The sequence below is a fragment of the Kordia sp. genome (assembly GCF_022447245.1).
Classification (GTDB): domain Bacteria; phylum Bacteroidota; class Bacteroidia; order Flavobacteriales; family Flavobacteriaceae; genus Kordia.
Genome location: NZ_JAKVBC010000004.1, coordinates 161,990 through 184,791 on the forward strand (window position 1 = coordinate 161,990; position 22,802 = coordinate 184,791).

At 33.3% G+C, this 22,802-nt stretch carries 24 protein-coding genes; 10 read left to right on the top strand and 14 right to left on the bottom strand.

What is annotated here, in order from left to right; translation table 11 throughout:
- Window positions 1-559 precede the first annotated feature (559 nt).
- Together MK119_RS04730 and MK119_RS04735 are read left to right on the top strand one after the other, a co-directional pair.
- Complete coding sequence (locus MK119_RS04730) at window positions 560-850, top strand: two-component regulator propeller domain-containing protein (protein WP_290671390.1); 291 nt, start codon at window positions 560-562, stop codon at window positions 848-850.
- A gap of 63 nt (window positions 851-913) precedes the next feature.
- Window positions 914-1,078 carry a LuxR C-terminal-related transcriptional regulator gene (locus MK119_RS04735; protein WP_290671391.1) on the top strand — a complete coding sequence of 55 codons (165 nt, stop codon included), beginning with the start codon at window positions 914-916 and terminating at the stop codon, window positions 1,076-1,078.
- 94 nt (window positions 1,079-1,172) lie between these two features.
- On the opposite strand, the gene MK119_RS04740 is transcribed toward MK119_RS04735, so the two are convergent.
- Window positions 1,173-1,355, bottom strand: a complete 183-nt coding sequence (locus MK119_RS04740) for a hypothetical protein (RefSeq protein ID WP_290671392.1) — start codon at window positions 1,353-1,355, stop codon at window positions 1,173-1,175.
- Window positions 1,356-1,533: 178 nt separating this feature from the next.
- Here MK119_RS04740 and MK119_RS04745 point away from each other — a divergent pair, with 178 nt between their 5' ends.
- Window positions 1,534-2,604: a cytochrome c peroxidase gene (locus MK119_RS04745; protein WP_290671393.1), complete on the top strand. Its 1,071-nt coding sequence runs from the start codon at window positions 1,534-1,536 to the stop codon at window positions 2,602-2,604.
- Window positions 2,605-2,662: 58 nt separating this feature from the next.
- On the opposite strand, the gene MK119_RS04750 is transcribed toward MK119_RS04745, so the two are convergent.
- Window positions 2,663-3,655, bottom strand: a complete 993-nt coding sequence (locus tag MK119_RS04750) for a LamG-like jellyroll fold domain-containing protein (protein ID WP_290671394.1) — start codon at window positions 3,653-3,655, stop codon at window positions 2,663-2,665.
- Between the two features lie 1,276 nt (window positions 3,656-4,931).
- Here MK119_RS04750 and MK119_RS04755 point away from each other — a divergent pair.
- The 5 genes from MK119_RS04755 to sufD all read left to right on the top strand — a co-directional run bounded on the left by MK119_RS04755 (window position 4,932) and on the right by sufD (window position 9,458).
- Complete coding sequence (locus tag MK119_RS04755; RefSeq protein WP_290671395.1) at window positions 4,932-5,261, top strand: iron-sulfur cluster assembly accessory protein; 330 nt, start codon at window positions 4,932-4,934, stop codon at window positions 5,259-5,261.
- A gap of 171 nt (window positions 5,262-5,432) precedes the next feature.
- Window positions 5,433-6,881, top strand: coding sequence for a Fe-S cluster assembly protein SufB (gene sufB, locus MK119_RS04760; RefSeq protein ID WP_290671396.1), 1,449 nt, complete (start codon window positions 5,433-5,435; stop codon window positions 6,879-6,881).
- 21 nt (window positions 6,882-6,902) lie between these two features.
- A complete protein-coding gene (locus MK119_RS04765; RefSeq protein ID WP_290671397.1) occupies window positions 6,903-7,346 on the top strand; it encodes a hypothetical protein in 444 nt (147 codons plus the stop codon).
- A gap of 27 nt (window positions 7,347-7,373) precedes the next feature.
- Window positions 7,374-8,126, top strand: a complete 753-nt coding sequence (gene sufC / locus MK119_RS04770; protein ID WP_290671398.1) for a Fe-S cluster assembly ATPase SufC — start codon at window positions 7,374-7,376, stop codon at window positions 8,124-8,126.
- Between the two features lie 12 nt (window positions 8,127-8,138).
- On the top strand, window positions 8,139-9,458 hold the full coding sequence (gene sufD / locus MK119_RS04775; RefSeq protein WP_290671399.1) for a Fe-S cluster assembly protein SufD: 1,320 nt from the start codon (window positions 8,139-8,141) through the stop codon (window positions 9,456-9,458).
- A gap of 89 nt (window positions 9,459-9,547) precedes the next feature.
- Here sufD and MK119_RS04780 read toward each other — a convergent pair whose 3' ends face one another.
- The 4 genes from MK119_RS04780 to MK119_RS04795 all read right to left on the bottom strand — a co-directional run bounded on the left by MK119_RS04780 (window position 9,548) and on the right by MK119_RS04795 (window position 13,263).
- Window positions 9,548-10,084 carry a hypothetical protein gene (locus tag MK119_RS04780; protein WP_290671400.1) on the bottom strand — a complete coding sequence of 179 codons (537 nt, stop codon included), beginning with the start codon at window positions 10,082-10,084 and terminating at the stop codon, window positions 9,548-9,550.
- 50 nt (window positions 10,085-10,134) lie between these two features.
- Window positions 10,135-10,944: a hypothetical protein gene (locus MK119_RS04785; protein ID WP_290671401.1), complete on the bottom strand. Its 810-nt coding sequence runs from the start codon at window positions 10,942-10,944 to the stop codon at window positions 10,135-10,137.
- Window positions 10,945-11,009: 65 nt separating this feature from the next.
- Complete coding sequence (locus MK119_RS04790) at window positions 11,010-11,546, bottom strand: DUF2589 domain-containing protein (RefSeq protein WP_290671402.1); 537 nt, start codon at window positions 11,544-11,546, stop codon at window positions 11,010-11,012.
- Between the two features lie 373 nt (window positions 11,547-11,919).
- A complete protein-coding gene (locus tag MK119_RS04795) occupies window positions 11,920-13,263 on the bottom strand; it encodes a serine hydrolase (RefSeq protein ID WP_290671403.1) in 1,344 nt (447 codons plus the stop codon).
- A 238-nt stretch (window positions 13,264-13,501) separates the two neighbouring features.
- Here MK119_RS04795 and MK119_RS04800 point away from each other — a divergent pair, with 238 nt between their 5' ends.
- Window positions 13,502-13,792, top strand: a complete 291-nt coding sequence (locus tag MK119_RS04800; protein WP_290671404.1) for a hypothetical protein — start codon at window positions 13,502-13,504, stop codon at window positions 13,790-13,792.
- Window positions 13,793-13,810: 18 nt separating this feature from the next.
- Window positions 13,811-14,074, top strand: a complete 264-nt coding sequence (locus MK119_RS04805) for a class I lanthipeptide (RefSeq protein WP_290671405.1) — start codon at window positions 13,811-13,813, stop codon at window positions 14,072-14,074.
- Between the two features lie 63 nt (window positions 14,075-14,137).
- Here MK119_RS04805 and MK119_RS04810 read toward each other — a convergent pair whose 3' ends face one another.
- The 8 genes from MK119_RS04810 to MK119_RS04845 all read right to left on the bottom strand — a co-directional run bounded on the left by MK119_RS04810 (window position 14,138) and on the right by MK119_RS04845 (window position 22,760).
- A complete protein-coding gene (locus MK119_RS04810; RefSeq protein WP_290671406.1) occupies window positions 14,138-14,998 on the bottom strand; it encodes a hypothetical protein in 861 nt (286 codons plus the stop codon).
- A gap of 135 nt (window positions 14,999-15,133) precedes the next feature.
- The gene (locus tag MK119_RS04815) at window positions 15,134-15,745 is read right to left on the bottom strand and encodes a hypothetical protein (protein ID WP_290671407.1); all 612 of its coding nucleotides are present in this window, start codon (window positions 15,743-15,745) and stop codon (window positions 15,134-15,136) included.
- A gap of 120 nt (window positions 15,746-15,865) precedes the next feature.
- Window positions 15,866-16,048: a hypothetical protein gene (locus MK119_RS04820; protein ID WP_290671408.1), complete on the bottom strand. Its 183-nt coding sequence runs from the start codon at window positions 16,046-16,048 to the stop codon at window positions 15,866-15,868.
- A 95-nt stretch (window positions 16,049-16,143) separates the two neighbouring features.
- Window positions 16,144-16,839 (bottom strand): ThiF family adenylyltransferase, encoded by a 696-nt coding sequence (locus MK119_RS04825; protein ID WP_290671409.1) that lies wholly within the window; start codon window positions 16,837-16,839, stop codon window positions 16,144-16,146.
- On the bottom strand, window positions 16,836-19,427 hold the full coding sequence (locus tag MK119_RS04830) for a DUF4132 domain-containing protein (protein WP_290671411.1): 2,592 nt from the start codon (window positions 19,425-19,427) through the stop codon (window positions 16,836-16,838). Before MK119_RS04830 ends, MK119_RS04825 begins: the two co-directional genes overlap by 4 nt.
- 9 nt (window positions 19,428-19,436) lie before the next feature.
- A complete protein-coding gene (locus MK119_RS04835; protein ID WP_290671412.1) occupies window positions 19,437-19,829 on the bottom strand; it encodes a hypothetical protein in 393 nt (130 codons plus the stop codon).
- Between the two features lie 111 nt (window positions 19,830-19,940).
- The gene (locus MK119_RS04840; RefSeq protein WP_290671414.1) at window positions 19,941-21,821 is read right to left on the bottom strand and encodes an OmpA family protein; all 1,881 of its coding nucleotides are present in this window, start codon (window positions 21,819-21,821) and stop codon (window positions 19,941-19,943) included.
- A 21-nt stretch (window positions 21,822-21,842) separates the two neighbouring features.
- Complete coding sequence (locus tag MK119_RS04845) at window positions 21,843-22,760, bottom strand: type IX secretion system membrane protein PorP/SprF (RefSeq protein ID WP_290671416.1); 918 nt, start codon at window positions 22,758-22,760, stop codon at window positions 21,843-21,845.
- Window positions 22,761-22,802 lie beyond the last annotated feature (42 nt).

Genomic DNA, 22,802 nt, shown 5'->3' on the forward strand with positions numbered 1-22,802 from the left:
ATATTTCCATCACTCTTTAAATCGAATTAAAACAAAGACTATCAAATTCCGACAACTAAATTTAGTTATGAAAACGAAGCTGGAAATATGGTATTTGCTACTGAAAATCTTTCCTATGTACTCAAGGAAAATGATTCTTTCGTTCAACAAAAAAATCCATTTCGACTCAATACTATTTTCGAGTTTCAAAATGAACGCTATCTATCTTCTCATGAGAAACTATATAACGCTAAGCTAAAAAAAGTAGTGAGTGCCGTGTGAGCAATTTTATATATGCACAAGAAAATGATACGCTATTTTTTTCTCAGTATTACTTAACTCGGTATCATAACAATGACAAAAACCAAGTTTATTGCATAGAATATAACAAAGAAGATAAAAAAATAAATGCTGGCTCACTGTATCGTAATACTGTATTTATAGGAACACAAAATGGCATCGAAAAGTTTATAAAAATGATGCAAATGTTTGGGAGAAGACGTTTGATACACTATTGCATAAACATTTAAAACAATGTGTTATCAGAGAAATACTTCCGCATAAAAAACAACTCATTATAATGACTCCTTATGAAGCGTATACTTATGACGAAGAAAATGTTTCGCCTTTGTTATTTACGGAAGAAAATGTATGTCACGATGATACGTTCATAGACTCAGATGACAATATCTATTTTGGTACTAACAAAGGTTTTTGGGTCGTTATGGATAATTTTCAATATCATTTTAATACAAAAAACGGCACCAATTCTAATAACATTTACACTTTTTATCAAGACTCAAAAGGTATCATTTGGATTACTTTAGGAAATGGAATTATGGAACTATGGAATTTAATCCAAAATTATTAGATATAACCATTCCACCAAAAATAGAATTACACACAAAAAATATTCGAGAAGATCATGTAACGATTGCCTTTAAAAGTAGTACTAGGCAAAACGTATAACAATATTGCAGAAGAGTTATTTGTATCCAAAACTACGGTTCGCACACATATTAGAAACATATATCAAAAACTACATGTCAACTCTAAAGCAGAAGCTATTCAATTGGCAAATGAAAAGAAAATGATATAAAAAAACTCACAGTACAACCAATAAACCTAAAACTTTGTATTGCAAACTGTGAGTCTAGTTTTAAAAACTAAAAATATATCTCATGAAGATTCTTTTAGCTACATCCAATTCCTGAGCACCAAAAACTTTGGCAACCATCTTGTGTTGGCTCATACGTTTTACAGTTTTTTCTGCGTGTCCAACAATCGCAAGTCCAAGTTTCAGGGCCTTTTCCTGTGATTTCGTTGCTTTCAAAATTTGAGATCACATTTCGCTTCAAATTCAATTTGTTTTTCATTTCTTGTTTTTCATAATTTCTAAATTTTGTGTTTATTTCAAAAGTAATTGACAACACAAAGCACAGAATCGTCCAAAATGTAGGATTCTCTCAAAAGCCTCTTGTCTCCTTGAAAAATAGCACAAAATGTAGTACTTCATTGCCCAATCACTAGACATTTGGTATCTTAGCAAAAGCTATGAAATTCAACCCTTACATATTTGTATTTGTTGCACTCTTTTTTGTGTCCTGCAAAAACGAACCGTATGAGGAAATTCCCGGACAAGAAGCTGGCGAATTCCAAAGTGTTCCGTTGGATTTTACAGTGCCTTCAAATTTTCCTCCTTTAGTTTATGATATAGAAGCTAATCCGCCAACTGAAACGGGTTTTGAGCTGGGAAGGCGTTTGTTCTATGAAGGTCGTTTGGCATCTGATAATGTGGTAGCTTGTGGATTTTGTCATATTCAAGAATTTGCCTTTACACATCATACACATATCATTAGTCACGGAGTTGATGGCGCGTTGGGAAGCAGAAATGCACAACCCTTACACAACTTGGCTTTTCAAAACGAATTTACTTGGGACGGCGCTGCCATTCATTTAGATATGCAACCGATCATTCCGATTACGAACGAATTGGAAATGAACGAAACTTTCACTAACGTAATCGCGAAACTACAGGCACATCCTGATTATCCACGATTGTTCCGTGAAGCTTTTGAAAATGGAGAAATCAACTCGGAAAATATCTTAAAAGCCTTGTCACAATTCATGGTTATGATGGTGACTTCTAATAGTAAATACGACAAATTTAGTCGCAATGAAGGAAATGTTACCTTAACAGTAAACGAAATGCAAGGCATGCAATTGTTCAATCAAAAATGTGCTTCATGTCATGCTGGCGAATTGTTTACCGATCAATCATATCGCAACAATGGTTTGGCAATTGATCCGCAATACAATGATATTGGTCGTGCGCGTGTAACTGGATTTACTCAGGATAATTACAAATTCAAAGTACCAAACCTTCGTAACATAGAAGTTACTTTTCCATATATGCATGATGGACGTTTGGCTACCTTAGAAGATGTTTTAGAACATTACCGAAGTGGCATTCAAAATACTGTAAACTTAGATCCAATTTTCCAACAACCAGATGGATCTTTGGGAATTCCAATGACAGATGAAGAAAAAGTTCGTATTATAGACTTCCTAAAAACACTTACTGATACTGATTTCATTTTTGATCAGCGATTTTCGGAGTTTTAAAAATAGTAGTAAACCATAGAAAAGGCTTACTACTATTTTGAATATATATTTTATTTACTTATTGTTTAATGAACTTTAGCCTACTATTGTCTGATAGCGTCAAAAAATACATTCCCTTTGATAAATTTGCGACTGAAATTTCCGAAGTATTTGACACCATTCCCTTTTTTACAATCGCACCTAAAGAATTCTGAATTACGAACTCTTGATTTAACTTCAAACCCTTAATCTGCACTATACTTTTTGTTGGGTTTGGATATATTTGTAGCCCATTATTAGGAGTTTCAAAAGTATCAACAGACAATAAAGAGTTTGGAACTGAGTCTACCCAATTAGAGCAAGGGCCAATTCTAGGAGTGTTTATTAAATCTAAATCACGATCACTGTTACCCAAGACATTTTGAAGTATTATCCACTCCCAATTATAATTATTTGGAATACCTTCATTACATCTGTAGTATCCTATTAAATCTTGTGGAGGTGAAGCAGTATCTAGTTCTATGTTTTTATCTATATTAATTTGTGCAAGTGTTCTAACTGCGTTTGGTCCACTATATACTTTTATTTCATCAAAAGAACCTCCGAAAAATGTATTTAGATATGAACTTGCTATTTTGAATTTAACAGTATTACCAAAAACAGCTGTAATGGGTGCACTAGTACCTTCCCAATATCCATCAATATAAAACTTAAACCGACCTGTGGCAATGTCAAAAGTAATAGCCATATGATGCCAGTCATTATCATTAATTAATCTGTTACCTGAGATCATAGTCCATGAATTAGTATTATCTGCAATTCCTGCATCAGCTGATCCTGTTGAAGGGTTTTTTCTAATAAAAAATCCTTCCTTAACGGTTCCACTATCGTAATGTTTAGAAAGCATATAGTTTCCACTTCCATTATTATTGTCTTTCACCCAAAACTCAATTGTAAAACTATCATTATCGATATTGTCTCCAAAAATACCAGTCTCTATAGGTGTACTTGGATTTGAATCGTCTAACTCAGCAAAATCATTTTCGCCATCAAAACAATATGCATAATTCAAATTTTGAGCATTTACTCCATAAATGCAAAAAATAAAAATCAACAGTAACATGTAATTTTTTTTCATCATAATAAAATTTAAATAAATAATAGGGGTTAAAAATTTAAGTGTAAAAAAAGATGTCCTTATCTTAAAACTATACAAATTTAACACATCCGTGGACTACAAACATGTAGAGGATTACGTAATTGATAACAACAGGTAAAAACACATAGCGTATTTCTTTCAAATGAAATACTATTTTACCTCAAACATACATTTATTACAAAACAATATTTTTCTTTTAAACTATTGTAAATAAAAAATACTAATACTTGATTTACAATGTTTTAAACATAAATAAAAATTAAGGTTAAATAGAAAAGATTCTCACAAGAATATATAATTTGTTTAAGAGGAATGTTAATGTAAATTTAACATTAATACATATTCACAAAAACCGACTATCAATAATTACAAAGTATTTCCTATTGCCTATGCAGACTACTAATTACAAATAAATCATAGATCCTTTTTTGAAATACTTGATAATATAAAACAATAATATCCACAAAACTCAACATAACTATCCAATGATTCTTTGAATGATCAAAAACCAAGTCATAACAAAAGTCTTTGGAAGAGTCAAAAAAATAATTTTGCTATTCAATCATAAATTCAAACGACTTGAAAAAATCATTACTCCTGATACTTCTTCTTTTTCTGCGACCCTTTTAACTCATACAATTGATAAAAAAAGCAATTTTTTAATATTCAGTACCATATGGAATTTAGGGCGTATACAATTTCCAAAAGCCGATATGGTGTTAGAGAAGACTATAAAATTAAAGCTGAAAAAAATCAAAAGTGCGCAACAATTATGCTCATTTTTAAAACAAATCTTCCGAAGTACAAATTGTTGATTTAGAAACTATTTTTTAGTAAATAAGAATGACAATTTACATAGTATTGATTATTTCTTTAAAACAGGTTTTCGGTTTACAAAAAGTGATTACAAGCAAAAGATAAAGGCTAAGAAAAAGCAAAAAATCATTGTACAATTTGCTCCTTCTATTCCCAAAAAAGAAGAAGTAACACGCTTATGAATTGGCAAATAAATGATCGAATTAAAATACAAATAAACACACTTTACAACTGTAAATTCTCTTCAAAAAAAGGCTCAAAAAGTTATCATCAAAAAATTCTATCAAACAATTTATTATATAAATGTTAGGTTTTTTAGAATAAAGCGGCAAATAGCGTATCTTTGCAGGTAAAATTAAACGTAAATTAAAAAATGATAACAGTTTCAGACACAGCCCGTAAAAAAGTAGTCGAGCTCATGACCGATGATGGTTTTGATGTAACTACTGATTTTGTTCGTGTTGGTGTGAAAAGTGGTGGATGTTCTGGGTTGTCGTACGATTTAACATTTGACAAAAGTCAAAACGAAGCAGACAAGATATTTGAAGACAATGGTATCAAAATTATCGTCGACAAAAAAAGCTTCTTATATCTCGTAGGAACAACGTTAGAATATTCAGGCGGATTGAACGGAAAAGGGTTCGTTTTTAACAATCCAAATGCACAACGCACCTGTGGTTGCGGAGAGTCATTCTCTTTGTAACTATCTTTTGGCATGTGGTATTTTTTGATACAATGATCTTGAAATATTACCTACCAACATGAAATGATAAAAATAAGCGCATTTATAAATTATTTGTCAAAAAGTGACATGAAATAAGGAAGTACAATAAAACCTTACACATGAAACTTTAAACTTTGAACAAACAAAAGAATGAGTAAGTATACTGAAGAAGAATTACAAAAAGAGCTGGAAACCAAAGAGTATGAGTACGGTTTTTATACTGATATTGAAAGTGATACGTTTCCAAAAGGTCTGAATGAAGATATCGTCAGAGCAATCTCTAAAAAGAAGAATGAACCGGAATGGATGACGGAATGGCGATTGGATGCTTTTAGAATTTGGTCAGAAATGGAAGAACCAGATTGGGCAAATGTTCATTATGAAAAGCCAGACTTTCAAGCGATTTCATATTATTCAGCACCAAAAAAAGCAGATCCAAACAAAACACTTGATGATGTAGATCCAGAATTATTGGAAATGTATAAGAAATTAGGAATTTCAATTGATGAGCAAAAGAAGCTTCAAGGAATTGCTATTGATATTGTAGTAGATTCGGTTTCTGTAGCAACTACTTTTAAAAACACTTTAGCTGAAAAAGGAATTATCTTCTGCCCTATTTCGGAAGCTATTCAAGAACATCCTGAGTTAGTAAAAAAATATATAGGAACTGTAGTTCCTAAAACAGACAACTTTTATGCAGCGTTAAATTCGGCTGTGTTTACCGATGGTTCTTTCTGTTATATTCCCAAAGGCGTTCGTTGTCCGATGGAATTATCAACCTATTTCCGAATCAATGAAGCTGGAACAGGACAGTTTGAGCGTACGTTAGTGATTGCTGACGAAAGTAGCTACGTAAGTTATTTGGAAGGTTGTACAGCACCATCACGTGATGAAAATCAATTGCATGCTGCCGTGGTAGAATTGATTGCCATGGACGATGCCGAAATTAAATATTCTACCGTTCAAAACTGGTTCCCCGGAGATGCAAACGGTAAAGGAGGTGTTTTCAATTTTGTAACCAAAAGAGGATTGTGCGAAACCAATTCTAAGATTTCTTGGACACAAGTAGAAACAGGTTCTGCTGTAACATGGAAATATCCAAGTTGCGTATTGAAAGGTGACAATTCGGTTGGTGAATTTTACTCTATCGCCGTAACAAACAATTACCAACAGGCTGATACTGGAACAAAAATGATTCACCTTGGAAAAAATACAAAGAGTACCATCATTTCCAAAGGTATTTCTGCTGGAAAATCCCAAAACAGCTATCGAGGTTTGGTGCAAATAGCTTCCAAAGCAGAAAACGCACGTAACTTCTCGCAATGTGATTCACTTTTAATGGGAAACAAATGTGGAGCTCATACGTTTCCTTACATAGAAGCAAAAAACAAATCTGCACAAATAGAACACGAAGCCACGACAAGCAAAATTGGAGAAGATCAAATTTTCTATTGCAACCAACGTGGAATTGATACTGAAAAAGCTATTGCATTAATTGTAAATGGTTTCAGCAAAGAAGTGTTGAACAAATTACCAATGGAATTTGCTGTTGAAGCTCAAAAACTATTAGAAATTTCATTAGAAGGTTCTGTTGGATAATCAATCATAAAATCATACAATATGAAAAAAATCTATTTCATCTTCGCATTATGCTTACTCATTGTAAGTTGTAAAAATAACCCTAAAGCGAACGAAACAGAAACAAAAGCAAAAAGTGAAACAACTAGCGAATCTGGAATTACAACCACACGTACAGTTGGAGATGTAAACGATACATTCTCTGGCATGTTTTTATATCTAGATGATGAAAAAGCTGCCGTTTTACAAACTGCTGGAAGTAAAATGTATGGAGTTGTCATTGACGATAAAATGCATGAGTTAAATAAAGAATGTCAAAAATTCAAAAAGAATAACCACGATATGGTTCCTGTTGTTGTAAGAGGCATTAAGAAACCAAATCCAGTAAAGGACGCTTGGAAAGAAGTTATTGAAGTGAAAGAAATTCTTTCAGTACAACAACCAAGCGGACAAGATGGTACTATTATCATCACAAACAATCAATAATTCGATTTAAAAAATATCACATTTAAAATGTTACACATAAAAAATCTACACGCAGGTATTGAAGAAAAAGGAATTCTGAAAGGAATCAACCTAGAAGTAAAAGCAGGAGAAGTACATGCGATAATGGGACCAAACGGATCTGGAAAAAGCACCTTATCTTCAGTTATTGCAGGAAAAGAAGAGTATGAAGTTACCGAAGGAGAAATTTTCTTAAATGGAGAAAATATTGAAGAATTAGGCCCTGAAGAACGTGCACATGAAGGTGTATTTTTATCATTCCAATATCCAGTAGAAATTCCGGGAGTTTCTGTAACCAACTTTGTGAAAACAGCTATTAACGAAACACGCAAAGCAAAAGGTTTGGAAGAAATGCCAGCCAGTGAAATGCTAAAGAAAATTCGTGAAAAAGCGGAGTTGCTAGAAATAGACAGACGATTTTTATCGCGTTCCTTAAACGAAGGATTTTCTGGTGGAGAGAAAAAACGTAACGAGATTTTTCAAATGGCAATGCTAGAGCCAAAATTAGCCATCTTAGATGAAACCGATTCTGGTTTGGATATTGATGCCTTACGAATTGTGGCAAATGGTGTAAATAAATTACGTAGCGAAGACAATGCTGTTATTGTTATTACGCACTATCAACGTTTGTTAGATTATATCGTACCTGATTATGTTCACGTATTGCACAATGGAAAAATTGTAAAATCAGGAACTAAAGAATTGGCCTTAGAATTAGAGGAAAAAGGATACGATTGGATTAAGCAAGAAGCAACTATTTAAGGAGAGTTACAAATGGAGTTAAAAGATAAATTATTGTCATCCTTTATGGTTTTTGAAGATCGTGTAAACGATCAATCAAAAGAATTGAATGAAATCAGAAACACGGCGATTAAGACATTTCAGCAAAAAGGATTTCCGACAAAGAAAGATGAAGATTGGAAATATACTTCGTTAAAATCCTTATTGAAGCATGACTACACGATTTCACCGCAACAAGAATCTGCGATTGAGTTTAAGGATGTAAAAAAATATTTTATCCACGATATTGACACCTATAAAATTGTCTTTATTGATGGAAAGTATAGCTCATTCCTTTCGGAAACTACACATGATGGAATTGATGTTTGTTTAATGAGTTCTGCACTAAACAAGCCGAAATATAAAATCATTATTGATTCATATTATAATAAAGCCGCTAAAGCCGATCTCAGTTTGACGTCTTTGAATACTGCTTTTGCTTCAGAAGGAGCTTATATTCATATTCCAAAAAACAAAGTAGTTGAAAAACCAATACAAATTGTACATTTTTCAACAGGAAATGAAGTTTCAGTAATGCTACAACCTCGAAATTTGATCGTAGTTGACGAGAACTCACACGTACAAATTATTGAGCGTCACCAAAGTTTAACATCCAATGTGGTATTGACAAATTCGGTAACCGAAGTTTTTGCAAACAAACGTGCTATTGTTGATTATTATAAAGTTCAAAACGACAATCAAGAAGCTTCTTTGATTGATAATACGTTCATTTCACAAAAACAAAGTAGTAATGTTTCTGTACATACATTTTCTTTTGGAGGAAAGTTAATACGTAACAATTTACAGTTTTTCCAAAAGGGAGAACGCATTGATTCTACGATGAAAGGAATTACGATTATTGGTGATAAGCAGCATGTTGACCACAATACATTGGTGCATCATATTGAACCAAATTGTGAAAGTCATCAAGACTATAAAGGAATTTTTGGCGATCGTTCAACAGGAGTTTTCAATGGAAAGGTAATTGTAGAGAAAGAAGCACAGAAAACCAATGCATTTCAAGCAAATAATAATATTTTAGTAGACGATAAAGCAACTATCAATACAAAACCGCAGTTAGAAATTTTTGCAGATGATGTAAAATGTTCGCACGGTTGTACTATTGGGCAATTGGATAAAGATGCTTTATTTTACCTACGTTCACGTGGAATTCCGATGAAGGAAGCAAAAGCATTACTAATGTATGCTTTTGCTAATAACGTTTTAGAAAGCGTGAAGGTGAACGCCATTAAAACTCGAATCAATAAATTAATTGCGCAAAAATTAGGCGTAAATCTAGGATTCGATCTATAAAGGAAAGATAAAAGACAACTAAAATCCCGAAGCAGAAACGCTTTGGGATTTTTTTTGAAATACTCATTTGACAGGTCCTGCTACATGAGTTATAATTCTACTTCTTCCGCAATAATTCTGTAAATATCTACTTCAGGAAGTACCGTTTGCAATTGTACAGCTACAGAACTAAATTGTGGATCTTGTCGCAATCGTTTCCAGGTATTTTTTACGTATTGATTAAAGTTTTCTCGCTGTCCTTGCTGATACGCTGGATTATCTTTGACCATTACTAAAATTTGCTGAATGGTTTCTCTTCCTTGTGTAAGTTTCGTTTTGATGGGTTCATGTAAATTCATCAATACACTATGTGCCATTTCCAAACAGTTGGCTCCAATGAGTAACAGATGTCTTCTTTTTTGTGGAACATCTTTGTTTTTGGCCACAAATAGTTGATTTTGCAAAATGCTCATTCTACTTGATTCTACAAACCCAAATTGTTTTAGTACTTCTTGATTTTCTGAAAGCCAACGTTCAATCTCTGCTAAAAAGCGTGATGATTTGGAGCGAAGCAATTCAGAAATCAAGTCTACTTTAAAAATGGAAGCTTCATAAAAGGTATTTTTTTCTATTATACTTGTTTTCATGTGTTTCTATTTTGTGCTACTTCATACAAAACTGCATGAAGTACGTGCGTTTATAGATAATCTAGTACTTGTACAGTATTGCCATTGTCATCAACATCGGTTGTCCACTCCATAGCGTCATCAGTAATATTTACTTTAATACTAATTAAGCTTGCAGGATCATCAATTTCTTTTAAGCGTTGTGTTTCTACAATGACAGGAAGTTCTTCAATTTCCGGTGATTTTGGTTGCAAATTGGCTTCAATTTCTTGTACTAAAGCACTCTGATATACATGCTCTTCTACATACACTGCTCCTACAAAAGCATACGATACTTCTGCAAATTTGATCGCTGCTTTATTTGCTGCAATTGAATAATTGTTTGGTGTTGATGAAGTTTCTCCAGTTGTTTTTACAGTAGATGATTCTACATTTCTACTAGCAGCATCTGTTGTTGGTGTATCTGCTTGTGGAGCTGATATTGCTTGATCTGCTGCAGTTGCTTGACGCAAATCAACAGCGGCTTCTTGAGACTGTGCTTCTGCTTTTGCAGCCAATTCTGGTTTGATGCTTTCTAAATAGGCAACTTGATCATCTGTCTTTGTTGGATATAAGTCATCCATTACTTTAAAGAATGCCATTTCATATACATCTTGAATTTCTCTTTCTGTATACTCTCTTGTAACTGTTTGTGTGGTATCTACTGCAACAGGAATAGTTAATTGCATGTCTTTGATACGAATATTTGGTACCGCAAAATGCTTTAGCATTGGATTTTGAATATATTCCTGAGCAATGGCTAAGGTTTCAATATCTGATTGCACTTTTGCATTAGTGACTTCTTTATAAATCTTTCCTATATAGTCTTTTAATGTAATCATGATTTTTGTTTTTAAGTCAAGGAAACCTCCGAAGAGGCTTCCTGAATTTGTTAGTGTAGTACGTTCTAAGATTCTGTAATAGATTCTTCAAGCATATCTAATACACGACTCATTCCTGCTGGAACTTCGTCTTGTACAGCATTGATTCTAATATTCATACTGTATGAACGTTTAGACTCATCTGAGTACGTGCTTTTCTTTTGGTACGAATAGCTTCCTTTGAACTTGAAACGTCCCCAAGCCCAACGTAAACTTAATTCAGCACTTAAATCTAATTTGTGACTAGCTACAGTTTCAACTTTTGTAACACTAGAGATTTTAGCATTAAAATCAATCGTTGTATCAGCAACTCTTAAAAATGGAATTGGAACAATGGTTAACAAAGGAGTTGTTAATGTTACCGATGTTGGTGATCCATCCACTAATTTAGAATATGCGAATGTTACATTTTTCACATTTCCAGATTCATCAAGACCTACTTCGTTGATAAAATCTACTGTTGATAAAGCTGCTGCTGCTTGTGCATCAATAACTGCTGTTAGAGGTTTCCCTAGCATTGCACTAAAATTAATGTTAGCAATTTCATTTGGACTAACTGGCATAATTGTAATTTTTAAAATTTTTTACCTACTCTTTGTAAAAGGCTTTTCGGCTTTCTCCTTAGGTTGTAAAAAAATAGTCGCGAACAATTTCCTACAATTTTTTAAGCTTAACATGATATTCTTCCGAAAGAATTACATTGCAAATATACAACAAATGTTTTTAATTTCAAACATTTTACAATATTAATATTGTACAAACACATAATATCAGTAATATGTTGCAATATTGTGCTTTGTTTAGAAATTGTGTAAAATGATTCTGTATTTATGAAGAATTTGAGTTTTTTACACAAAAAAGAGATACAATGTACAGAAAAATGTAGATTATATCTCTTTATTATATGAATGGTTGCCGTAGTTACAGCATGTTCTTTTATTGGACTGAATTACAAATTTCGCTTATAAACTTATTGAAGTCCATGCCATCTTTTCCTACCAAACCGAAACGCACTATAACTAAATCTTTTGAAGGAATAACATACACACGTTGTCCTTGGTATCCATTTGCAGAATACATATCTTTTGGAACATCTGGGTGAAATCCGCCAGCGTTGAGCCAAAAATGCCCTCCGTAACGTCCATTTGAAGTTGGTGTTGATTTTGTAATATAATCTACCCAAGAATCATCAAAAATACGTGCGCCATTCCACTCGCCTCTATGCAAGTATAACAATCCAAATTTTGCCCAATCGCGCGGTGTTGCCCATGCATAGGAAGAACCAACATAGTTTCCTTCCATATCTGCTTCAATTAGCATAGAATGCATTCCTATTTTATCAATAAAGTTTACATACGGAAAGTCTAAGTATTCTTGATGAGTATCAAATTGCTTGCGCAAGATTCCAGAAAGTAAATTTGAAGTTCCAGAAGAGTAGTTCCAAGTTTCGTTTGGTTTTCCAACTAATGGTTTATCTATCTGCGAGGTAGTCATATCTTTTTCAAGGAAGAGCATTTTTGTCACATCAGAAATTTTACTGTAATCCTCTTCCCATTCTAAGCCACTATTCATCTGTAATAAGTTGTGCAAGGTTATATTATTACGCTCATCCGATTTCCAAGCATCTATTGGTGCTTTGTCCCAAACATTCAATTTTCCTTCATATTGTAGAATTCCATACATGGTACTTACCAAGCTTTTTGTCATAGACCAACCTAAAAATTTAGAGTCTTTATTAAAACCATTTGCATATTTTTCAGAGATAATTTGATCTTTATACAAAACCAGTACAGCTCGTGTCTTTTTAATATCCTCACCTTCCACATTGGAAAAAGCGTACTTTACTGCATTTTCAATTTTAGTATAATCTATATTCGAAAACGTAGTGTCTTTTTGTGGCATGTTTCCATACGGATAAGGCATCATGCGTGCAATATTTGTACGAAGTGGCACAGGTGTTTCTTTGGTAATGTCATATTCATCATCAATAAGAACACTTCCCAAACCTTTTCGATAAATGGCTTTTCGTTCCATAAGACCGTACACTGAAGCCGAAGCATATTTCTTTTGTAGGTCAACAAAATCTCTTGCAATATTTATTGGAGTAAAACCATTATCCGTACTATCAGTAAATGCGGGCGCTCTTCCAGCAACAAAAACAGAAGAACTCATACTTTTTGCCGAATATCCCGAAATGATATTCAATTTGGAATAGTTAAACGCAACTACTATTACAATTAACACTAGTATAACCGCTAAAATTTTCAAGGTCTTTTTCATCTTATTGTTGGTTTTCTATTGCGCTAGGATTAACATTAGCGAATATTTAATTACACTTTCAAATATATTAAAATGAAAATTATTGCAGTAGTTTAAATAGTGTTTTTCCTGATATAAAAATAGGAAAAACACTCAAAAAAAGTATTCAGAAAGCTGTTTTACGATCTTGCAATTAGCCTAATCTTTGTGATACTGTTACGTAACGTTATGAAATATAATTTTTTAAAAACAAGAAACCATGAAAAAAAACAAACGAAGTTTAAAAAAATTGACACTAAATAAGAAAGTAGTATCAAAATTAGAAGGACAACAAGCCAATGGAGGTACAGGAATTTTTACCGTAGTTGTTTGTCCTATTGAAACACGTTGGAATTGTCCTATTTTAACTATTAATTGTCCACGTACATTGGTTTGTCCTATTGATACTTTAGCATGTCCTATTGATACAATTGCATGTCCTACTGATTCTATAGCATGTCCAACTGACTCTATAGCGTGTCCTACAGATACGATTGCGTGTCCTTTTTAAACCATTAAATTTTTAATTATGAAAAAAAATAAAAAGAGTTTAAAGAAGTTGACACTGAATAAGAATGTAGTATCAAATTTAGAAAAAAGCCAAGTAAATGGTGGAACTATTGTTACATTGGCTTGCCCAGTGACCTTATTTTGTCCAACACGTTTTTGTCCTACAAGATTTAATTGTCCAACACTGAATATTATTCAGTGTGGAACGATTAGAACAATTGATGGTCCTGGTTGTCAATCATTAGTAGACGGATGTCAATCTGCTTTAGGTTGTACATTCTAGACAATCATTTACATAAAACTATAGTTTGGAAGCTGCTGTTATAGGCAGCTTCTTTTCGTTTTACTAATTCACAAAAGTTTGTATGTAATTGCGTAAGTCTTGATCTTTTTCTAACACCATTTTTTTCTTTAATCGGTATTTATGTGTACGTACACTTTCCTGATTGATTCCTAGTATAAGGCGAATGTCTTCGTTAGACATATTCATTTTTAGATAGCAACAATATTTTAAGTCTTTTTCAGTAAGGCAAGGAAATTTAGCGCTTAGTTTTTTAAGAAAGTTAGGATTTACATTTTCGAAATAATGCTTAAAGTCTTCCCAATGTTTTTGATCGTTTCGTGTCATTTTGATCGTATTGACAATAGACATTAATTGTGTTTTAGTAGACGCATCTACATTGCTATATAATTGTTTAATACGTTCTTTAATTTTGTCCAATAAGGCTTTTTTTTGATCAAGTTCAAGTGTATAGCGTGTTAAGTCTTTGCTTTGGTCTTCTGTTAATTTTCCTTTGGGAACAAATGTTTTTGATATAGAAACGGCTTGTGTCTTTTTAATTAAGTTTAAAATTCCCAGAATGTTGGTAATAAGATTGTTGGATTGCATTCCATATTCAAACAATTGTGTAAACACTACTAAATTGTCACGTAACTGCAATTTTCGATGTTCATTTCTAGTTCGTAAACACACTAAAGGAATGGAAAAATCACGATGATATGAGAGCAAGGAGTTAATTACATTTTGGTTGTCTCTAAAACTTAGAATTAACAATGTAGGCTGAATAGATTTTGAAAGCTGTACAATGTCTGACACACGTGTTGCTGTAATAAAACTATACTGATCCATAGTTTGCAAGCTTTTTAAGATTGCTGCTAACGATGAAGAAGTATCGCTCCCAATAAGTATATTTTCATGTGTAGTCATTACTATATGTAAATTTCTAAAGCATCATAGTGCATTGTTGGGGAATCACATCAAAACATGTTTTTCAAATGTAAAGTTTATAGCTTTAAAATAATACGGTAGAAATACTCGATTTTGACATTTTACTGTTAAATTTTAATAGTCAATAGTTCCCAAATATATTCTAGATCTTCCTTGATTGTCATTTTGCACCCAAACTAATTGTGAGCCATCTGGTGAAAATTTTGCATGTTGCGCAGCAAAATTTCCATTACCTACTGGAATTATAGGAGTATTTCGATTTGATAAATCAACACTTTTTATAAAGATTTGAAGTTTTCCTTGACCAGACATTGCTTCAAAAGCCATTAACTGACCGTCATTGCAAAACCATGGTGCGCGCCCTATTGCACCTTCTGCAAGATCTGAAAATACAAAAGGTGTATTATCACCTATTTGCATGCATATTTTATTATTATTTTGATTATATATGCCGCTAGACTCTGATTGCCCACCGTATGCGATAATTTCATCATTTACAAGGTTTACTGTACCCATTCCTGACCAATATCCTTGATAGGTGAGTTCTTGCGACTGTAACGAATTGATATTAACTTTTAAAAGCTTTGGTTGATTGTTTGTATAGTTTGTAACTAACAATGTGAGTCCATTTGCATACCATGTTGGATATGCAAGTTCTGCGTTTTCATAACCTGAAACTGTAAGTTGTTGTGCGCTATTGTCTGCGCCATTTTCAGTGAGCAGCATGATTCTATTGTGTGGTAAACTACTTTTTGGAAAAACGCCTGTAAAAGTTATTTGATTTGTGTTTTGCTCTGTGTTCAATGACCAGGAAGCTCTTGAGCAATTGTAATCATCACTTTTATATTATATGTTTTCCGTCTTTGTATTAATGTCTACTGTCCAAAATTCTTGTCTAGGAATTTCTTTCCCTGCACGTTCAAACAATACAGTATTTCCATCTGGGCTAAAACAAGGGCGCCCATCTATGTAGTGTTCGCTAGCAGTAACTCCAGTTTGAGTTATTGGATGAATATTAGTGACTTTCATAATATGGAGTGGTTGGTTATTCCAAATGTAGAAAGTACAACTGATTTGATATAGCGTGTTACTACGTGATTATTTTTTAGTGTGATATTACTTTTTTACTTAAGCTCAAACACACGAAATACATTTTTGGAAAGATTAAAGACTTGCAACTTTCCTTGGAGAACATTGGAAGCTTCTTGGAGAATTTTGACAACTTCATTTACTTGAAAACTGGAAGCCATCGTTACAATTTGCGGCATCACTCTTGAATCATTGCAATCTTCTGTTTGAAAGATGGTTTGATCATTTGTAAACGTATTTGCCATCGATTTTCCACCTTTGTAATTGAACACCGAAATATGACCTTCAGAAGCTTTTACACCTGTATATACCATAGGAACATTGTATTTGCTACAGAAAGCATCTATGACTAAACGAGCGGTATAATTATCGGTACAGTCTAAAACGATATCAGCCTCTTTTAGTAATTGATTACTGTTTTTGGAGGTTAAACGTTCTTTAAAAGTATTTATTTTCACTTCTTTAGTACGTGCTTGCAATTGTTCTTTTGCAACATTGCATTTGTACTTTCCAACCGAGTTCAAATCATATAAAATTTGACGTTGTAAATTTTTTTCCTCTACTCGATCATCATCAATAAGTGTCAGTCTTCCAACACCAAGCAATGCTAAAGATAGTAATGTTCCGCAACCCAAACCGCCACAACCAACTACAGCAATATGTGTTTGTTGTAATTTTTGTTTCAGTTCTTGTGATGCTTTGTTACTACAATTTGCTTCCGCTTCTATCATTTTTTTATTTGACTTAGAATGGTTTTGTCGGTAATTTTATCATCTGCAGCCAATAAAAATGCTTTACTCAATACTAATGATAATCCACGATCGCCTTCAAAAGGCAAAAAGATATTGTTTGTATTTTTATCTTTCCCTCTCTCAGGAACAATACATAAATATTGATCGTTTGGTTCCATTAAAATATTGGAACTTCCTATGTGAATTTTGTAGGTGCGTTTTGTTCCTTTTACACGTAAAAACTTCCCATCAATTGTAGCAACTTTACTGATTATTAATCGCGGCAAGAGTTTTTCTAAAATTTCCTTTCTCGTTTTTGCTAATTCATTCAAATTCCCAAAAGAATAGCTCGTCCAGTAATCAGTATATTGCGGTAATCCGCCATTATCTCTCCATTGCGGATCGTTTCCAACACTACATACACCTACAAATAAATCTACATCTCGTAAAATTTCAGATAATACTAGCTTCGGAACATCTAGCAAATCCATAACTTCTTGATCTTTTATAAATCGCACTTGATCAGTTGCCACATAATTCCATATTCCCGTATCATTATACTCATCTTCTGCATTTAAAGTATTGATCCAAAATTGTGCTTCTATGTGATGTGCTTTTACGTGAATTTTTGCCACTCCTCCATCATATCCACCATCAAAAGCACCAATTAACGCATATTTCCATCCGCGAACACCTGTCAATGCATTAAATTGATGTTGTTTCAGAATATGAGCTGCCATTCGATTGCTGTATGTTCTCGTATCAATTTCTGCATCTGTCAATATATACACCTCTCGATATGCTTGCTTTAGCGGTTGTTTGAGTTCAATGGTTTCTAGTTTTGTGCGCCAAAATAACACGCCTTCACTTGTTTCATAAATTGGATGCCATAAGCGAACTTCTGTTTCATCTATAATCCAATCTAATACGGTATCTTCTTGAGTTGTCCATTGATTGTTAAGATATAAAGCGGTAACAAAGGTATCTTCTTTTTTAAATTGCCATAAAAGTCTTTTTGCGATAAAACAAACTAAACCATGATTTAAATAATATTTTTTAAAATTTTCATACGTCCAAATACGATTTTCTAAGTATACACGATCTATTCTATCACGTTGTGCGGTGAGGTACTTTTTAATTTGTGTGACATCATTTTTTGCTTTCTTAAGTTTTGTTGTGTGTTTTACTGAACTTTTCACAAAAGATGGTGTCGTTTTTTGTGTTTTCCCATCAGCTTTTCTCCAAACCTGATTTATTTTCCCTAATTCCTGTATGCTAATTTCAAGTGTATAATCATCGAATGCATAGGTCTTAGCTCCATTTTCCAATCCGAAAGTAGGAATAGAAAGCTCTTCAATTTCTGAAGAAGAAATTCCCAATTTTATAGAGGCTTCTTCAATATATTTTTCAATCAGTTTTCGGGTATTATTTTGCTTGAATTTTAGCTTTAATCTTGACAAATGGCTAATTCCTTCCAACCCTTTGGTATTTGCTAATACGTAGATACATGCATTTCCAATTCCAGCTGCAGCAGGACCAACTCCTGGAATCTTTTTATAACAGCGTTCTGCAAGCTTCGCTATCAAGTTTAAAGTTACGGTGTCATGAAATTTTACTAAACTCCAAACCAAACCTTTAAGAAATATGGTACTTTTTTCTTGTACAAACTCATGATGAGGATATTCATAAATTTGTCCAGCATACGTCTCTCGTATAACAGTTTCTATTTGCTTTAGTTGTATGACATGTTCCAACAAAGGATGTACAATAGCTTTGTATTTAATAATGCTTATTTTATCTATGATATTACTCGTGTTTTTAAGAAAACGTTGAGAAGGTTTGCTACTTGTTGCTTTGGTAAGAAGATGACAAAGTTCATAGAAATGATTGCGAAGATTTTCTTCCATGGCAATGATTTCTGGATTGAACATTTTACCAAATTGATCATCTATATGTGTATACGGAAGCGTTTTCCCTGTAGTGTTTTGACCCTCGAAAAGTAGATTTTTGAGTTTAGTTTCCACTTTGTCCAAATCAGCTCCAATATAATTATTTTTGATTTTCATAGCTGGAAAAGCTAGAAATTTTTCTATGTAAGCTTTCCATTCGGGAGATAGTCCATTTTTTTTGACACTTTTTTGAATTTGCTGCGCTGCAAACCCAATTGGCCAATCCGAAAAATGGATACGATTTTTTTGAGTAGTTGAAGAATGTTCAAAGAAATCCATCAATTTAGCAAACTCTACAGGCGTATATTCAAGGTTGCTACGTAAGAGTGCAGTTAATAATTCACCACATATGTGCCGCTTATTACTTTCAATATTTGAGAGTGGTCTACTTGAACTTTTTTTTAATAAGAAAACTCTTTTTTCTGCTAAGTATTGAACAAATTCTTTCTTAAAAGTTGCTTCTTTGCTCTTTAATTCTTTATATGATTTCAACTTTGAGAATGAAATTGTATAGCTGTAACCTTCTAAAAAAACATCTTCTAAGATTTTTTTTAGCTGTGCTTCATATAAAGGATTTTCTATAGGTTTCTCTTCTTTTTTAGAACCAAATAAATTTTTTAGACTGTCTGTTAATCCCATAAAATAAATTTATCCTCCTACTAAAGGTGTAAGTTTTACAAAACTAACCGTTGTTGCCCCTGTAACTAATACTTCTTGCTCTAAGCTTTCTGCTTGTTGATCGTCTACTAAAACAAGGTATCCATTTTGTTGAAATGCATTTAGCGCGATGAATGTTTGCTGTTCTGCATCTATTTTAGCACGACTTTTTTTGAGTTTGTAACCATTGAGTGTTTGTTCTGATTCTGTTGGACGAATAAACCCTTTAAAATAGTCTGGAAGCTTGTTATTATAAGCTTCTACTTCTGAGGTAACTCTTGCCTCAATAATATCTTTTACTGTTACAATTTCGCTTTTAACAGCAATTTGTATTTGGCTGAGAATATCACCTGTAAATGACTGATCTTTAATAGTAATGGTCATAGAAATGATTTTTAATAAACTTACTGATTTTGCATCATACTAGAAAGTATATAACATAAAAAACCTGCAACTATAGGAGTTACAGGTTTTTAATAATATATGTTATTGTATTTAGTCTTTGCTTATAATAATGAAGTCAGAACGACGGTTTTGTTGGTGTTCTTCGTCCGTACATTTTTTACAGTCAATTAATGGAGAGCTTTCTCCTTTTCCTTCACTGCTTAAACGTGAAGCATCAATTCCTTTAGAGATGATGTATTGTACTGTAGATTTTGCTCTTCTTTCAGATAAGCGTTGGTTATAAGAAGCAGGACCTCTAAAGTCAGTATGCGTTTCTACTTTAATCACCATGTTTGGATACTTTGTCATTACAGAAACAACTTTATCTAACTCAAAAGCAGCATCTTGTCTGATATTATGCTTATCAAAGTCGAAGAAAATTGGGTTTAATACAATCACTTCTTCTTCAATAATTTCTTCAATTGGCGCTAATGGAATGTCTACAACTCTTTCTGGATTATCTCCACTGTTTACATCCACTTTTTCAGGAACATATCCTTCAATACTAGCTTCTAATTGAGAAGACTTATCACATTCAACTTTGAAAACTACTTTTCCTTCAGCATCACTCGTTTTAGTACCAACACTATTTCCTTGATCGTCAGCTAATACAACTTTTGCTCCACTTAAGATCGCTCCAGTTTCTTTATCTGTTACTGTAATTACATAATCAACATCACAAATAGGATTGATTAAGTTTACTTCATAGATATCATCATCTCCTTTTCCACCTTCGCGGTTAGAAGCAACAAATCCTTTTTTAGACTCTTCATCAAATGTAAAAGAGAAGTCGTCAGAGTTACTGTTTAATGGTGTTCCTAAGTTACGAACTGCTCCAAAACCAGCATCTTTTACTCTAGCAGCAAATACATCTAATCCTCCAATACCTAAATGTCCATCAGATGAAAAGTACAATGTATTGTTACTACTAATGTATGGGAAAAATTCTCTTCCTTCAGTGTTGATATCGCCTCCTAAGTTTTCAGGTTCTCCGAAAGATCCATCACTATTGATAGCCACTTTATATAAGTCAGACTGACCTAAACCTCCTGGCATATCAGAAGCAAAATATAATGTTTTACCATCAGCACTTACTGCTGGATGTCCTACAGAGTACTCATCATTGTTAAATGGAACTGGTTTTACATTTGTCCATTCTCCGCCAGACATTGTTGCTGTATACAAGTTTAATGTTCCTTGTCCTTCTTCACTTTTCTTGAACTTACCGTCATAGTAATTCTCACGAGTAAAATACATTGTTTTAGCGTCTGGAGAGAAACTTACTGTTCCTTCGTGAAACTTAGTGTTGATGTCTTTAGATAAAGCAACTGCATTAGATAATTCTCCATCACCATCGTACGTAGCCATATAAATGTCTAAGTATGGTTGATCGTTCCATCCATATTTTCTTCCTCCATCACGCGTAGATGTAAAGTATACGGTGTTTCCTGCTGAAATAGCTCCAAAATCAGAGTTTTTTGTGTTAATTTCAGAATTCTTCACTTCAAACTTTGTCACTTTCGCTAAGATTTGCGGAATGTAATTTGGATTTTTGTTAAAAGCGATTGCTCTTTTATCTCTTGGCTTTGCTTTTGCAAACTTCGCCATCCATTCGTTATGTTGTTGGTACTTACCGTTAGCCTTTAACATTTGCGCATACTTATAGTACACATCTGGTTTTGTATTTCCCTCAGAAATCGTTTGGCTATACCAGCGCTCTGCATCCTTCGCTTTGAAAAGATTGTAATAACAATTTGCTAACTGCTCATATACATACGCATCAGCTTCTTCAATCGCTATTTCTTGATATTCCTCAGCCGCTTTAACATATTCAAGTCGGTTATAAAGCTTATCCGCTTTTTTGGTTTTATCATTCTGAGCAAACACATTAGATGTTGCTAGAATAAGAAATAATATAAATAATTTTTTCATTGTTTTTTTGGCGTTTAGGTGTTAGAAATATCTAGGCGAACGAGAAACTTTTCTTGGGAAGTATAAATCAAATAATAAAAATACTTCGTGCGATGCGTTTGCTACAGAAGAGATTTCTGAAGTCACAGCATCATAGGCATAACCTATACGTAATCTCGGGTTGATCGCAAAGTTGACCATTCCACTAAAAGAGTCATCCAAACGGTACGAAGCTCCAATTTCAAACTTTTCATAGAACAAAGCATTCAAGTTAAGGTCAAATGATGTAGGTGCATCAAATGCAGACTTTACTAAGAATGATGGTTTGATTTTTGTATTTGGACTTGCTTGAAAAACATAACCTCCAGTAAGGAAATAATGTTGTACTTCTGAACCATATGCTCTACCATTAACGTCTAGGTGTTTCCCTTTCAAAAAGTTAGGAACCGATAATGCTAAATAGTAATTGTCAGAATAGTAAAAAAGTCCAGCTCCGATATTAAAGGTTGTCTCATTTACATCACTAGAGAAAGCTTCATCTCCTTGATCAATAAGTGTTGGATTTACTTGAGATAACAATCCAATATCATGGAAAGTAAGTCCTCCTTTAATTCCAAACGCTAATTTATGAGCGCCTCCTAAATTTAGTGTATATGCAAAGTCAGCGTAAGTATTGGTTTCTTTTACAGGCCCAATTTGGTCTGCAATTAAAGACAATCCTAATCCTACGTTTTTACCGACAGGCGAATGCCCAAAGAACGTAAACGTTCTTGGGGCTCCGTCAAATCCGGTCCATTGGTTTCTGTATAATGCACCTAAAGATATTCCTTCTCTAGATCCTGCATATGCAGGATTTATTACTGCCATATTGTACATGTACTGTGTGTACTGTGGATCTTGCTGTGCAAGAGATGGTAGTGAAAAAAGTAATGCAAATAGTGCGATATATAAGTTCTTCATGATAAATGATGTAATATTATTTTTAAGAATTTAGATGTTTAA

Bases quoted from the DNA above. Each gene is read 5' to 3' on its own strand.
- MK119_RS04730 (WP_290671390.1), top strand. From the start codon at position 560: ATGACTCCTTATGAAGCGTATACTTATGACGAAGAAAATGTTTCGCCT.
- MK119_RS04740 (WP_290671392.1), bottom strand. From the start codon at position 1,355: ATGAAAAACAAATTGAATTTGAAGCGAAATGTGATCTCAAATTTTGAA.
- MK119_RS04745 (WP_290671393.1), top strand. From the start codon at position 1,534: ATGAAATTCAACCCTTACATATTTGTATTTGTTGCACTCTTTTTTGTG.
- MK119_RS04755 (WP_290671395.1), top strand. From the start codon at position 4,932: ATGATAACAGTTTCAGACACAGCCCGTAAAAAAGTAGTCGAGCTCATG.
- sufB (WP_290671396.1), top strand. From the start codon at position 5,433: ATGAGTAAGTATACTGAAGAAGAATTACAAAAAGAGCTGGAAACCAAA.
- MK119_RS04765 (WP_290671397.1), top strand. From the start codon at position 6,903: ATGAAAAAAATCTATTTCATCTTCGCATTATGCTTACTCATTGTAAGT.
- sufC (WP_290671398.1), top strand. From the start codon at position 7,374: ATGTTACACATAAAAAATCTACACGCAGGTATTGAAGAAAAAGGAATT.
- sufD (WP_290671399.1), top strand. From the start codon at position 8,139: ATGGAGTTAAAAGATAAATTATTGTCATCCTTTATGGTTTTTGAAGAT.
- MK119_RS04780 (WP_290671400.1), bottom strand. From the start codon at position 10,084: ATGAAAACAAGTATAATAGAAAAAAATACCTTTTATGAAGCTTCCATT.
- MK119_RS04785 (WP_290671401.1), bottom strand. From the start codon at position 10,944: ATGATTACATTAAAAGACTATATAGGAAAGATTTATAAAGAAGTCACT.
- MK119_RS04790 (WP_290671402.1), bottom strand. From the start codon at position 11,546: ATGCCAGTTAGTCCAAATGAAATTGCTAACATTAATTTTAGTGCAATG.
- MK119_RS04795 (WP_290671403.1), bottom strand. From the start codon at position 13,263: ATGAAAAAGACCTTGAAAATTTTAGCGGTTATACTAGTGTTAATTGTA.
- MK119_RS04800 (WP_290671404.1), top strand. From the start codon at position 13,502: ATGAAAAAAAACAAACGAAGTTTAAAAAAATTGACACTAAATAAGAAA.
- MK119_RS04805 (WP_290671405.1), top strand. From the start codon at position 13,811: ATGAAAAAAAATAAAAAGAGTTTAAAGAAGTTGACACTGAATAAGAAT.
- MK119_RS04810 (WP_290671406.1), bottom strand. From the start codon at position 14,998: ATGACTACACATGAAAATATACTTATTGGGAGCGATACTTCTTCATCG.
- MK119_RS04815 (WP_290671407.1), bottom strand. From the start codon at position 15,745: ATGCTGCTCACTGAAAATGGCGCAGACAATAGCGCACAACAACTTACA.
- MK119_RS04820 (WP_290671408.1), bottom strand. From the start codon at position 16,048: ATGAAAGTCACTAATATTCATCCAATAACTCAAACTGGAGTTACTGCT.
- MK119_RS04825 (WP_290671409.1), bottom strand. From the start codon at position 16,839: ATGATAGAAGCGGAAGCAAATTGTAGTAACAAAGCATCACAAGAACTG.
- MK119_RS04830 (WP_290671411.1), bottom strand. From the start codon at position 19,427: ATGGGATTAACAGACAGTCTAAAAAATTTATTTGGTTCTAAAAAAGAA.
- MK119_RS04835 (WP_290671412.1), bottom strand. From the start codon at position 19,829: ATGACCATTACTATTAAAGATCAGTCATTTACAGGTGATATTCTCAGC.
- MK119_RS04840 (WP_290671414.1), bottom strand. From the start codon at position 21,821: ATGAAAAAATTATTTATATTATTTCTTATTCTAGCAACATCTAATGTG.
- MK119_RS04845 (WP_290671416.1), bottom strand. From the start codon at position 22,760: ATGAAGAACTTATATATCGCACTATTTGCATTACTTTTTTCACTACCA.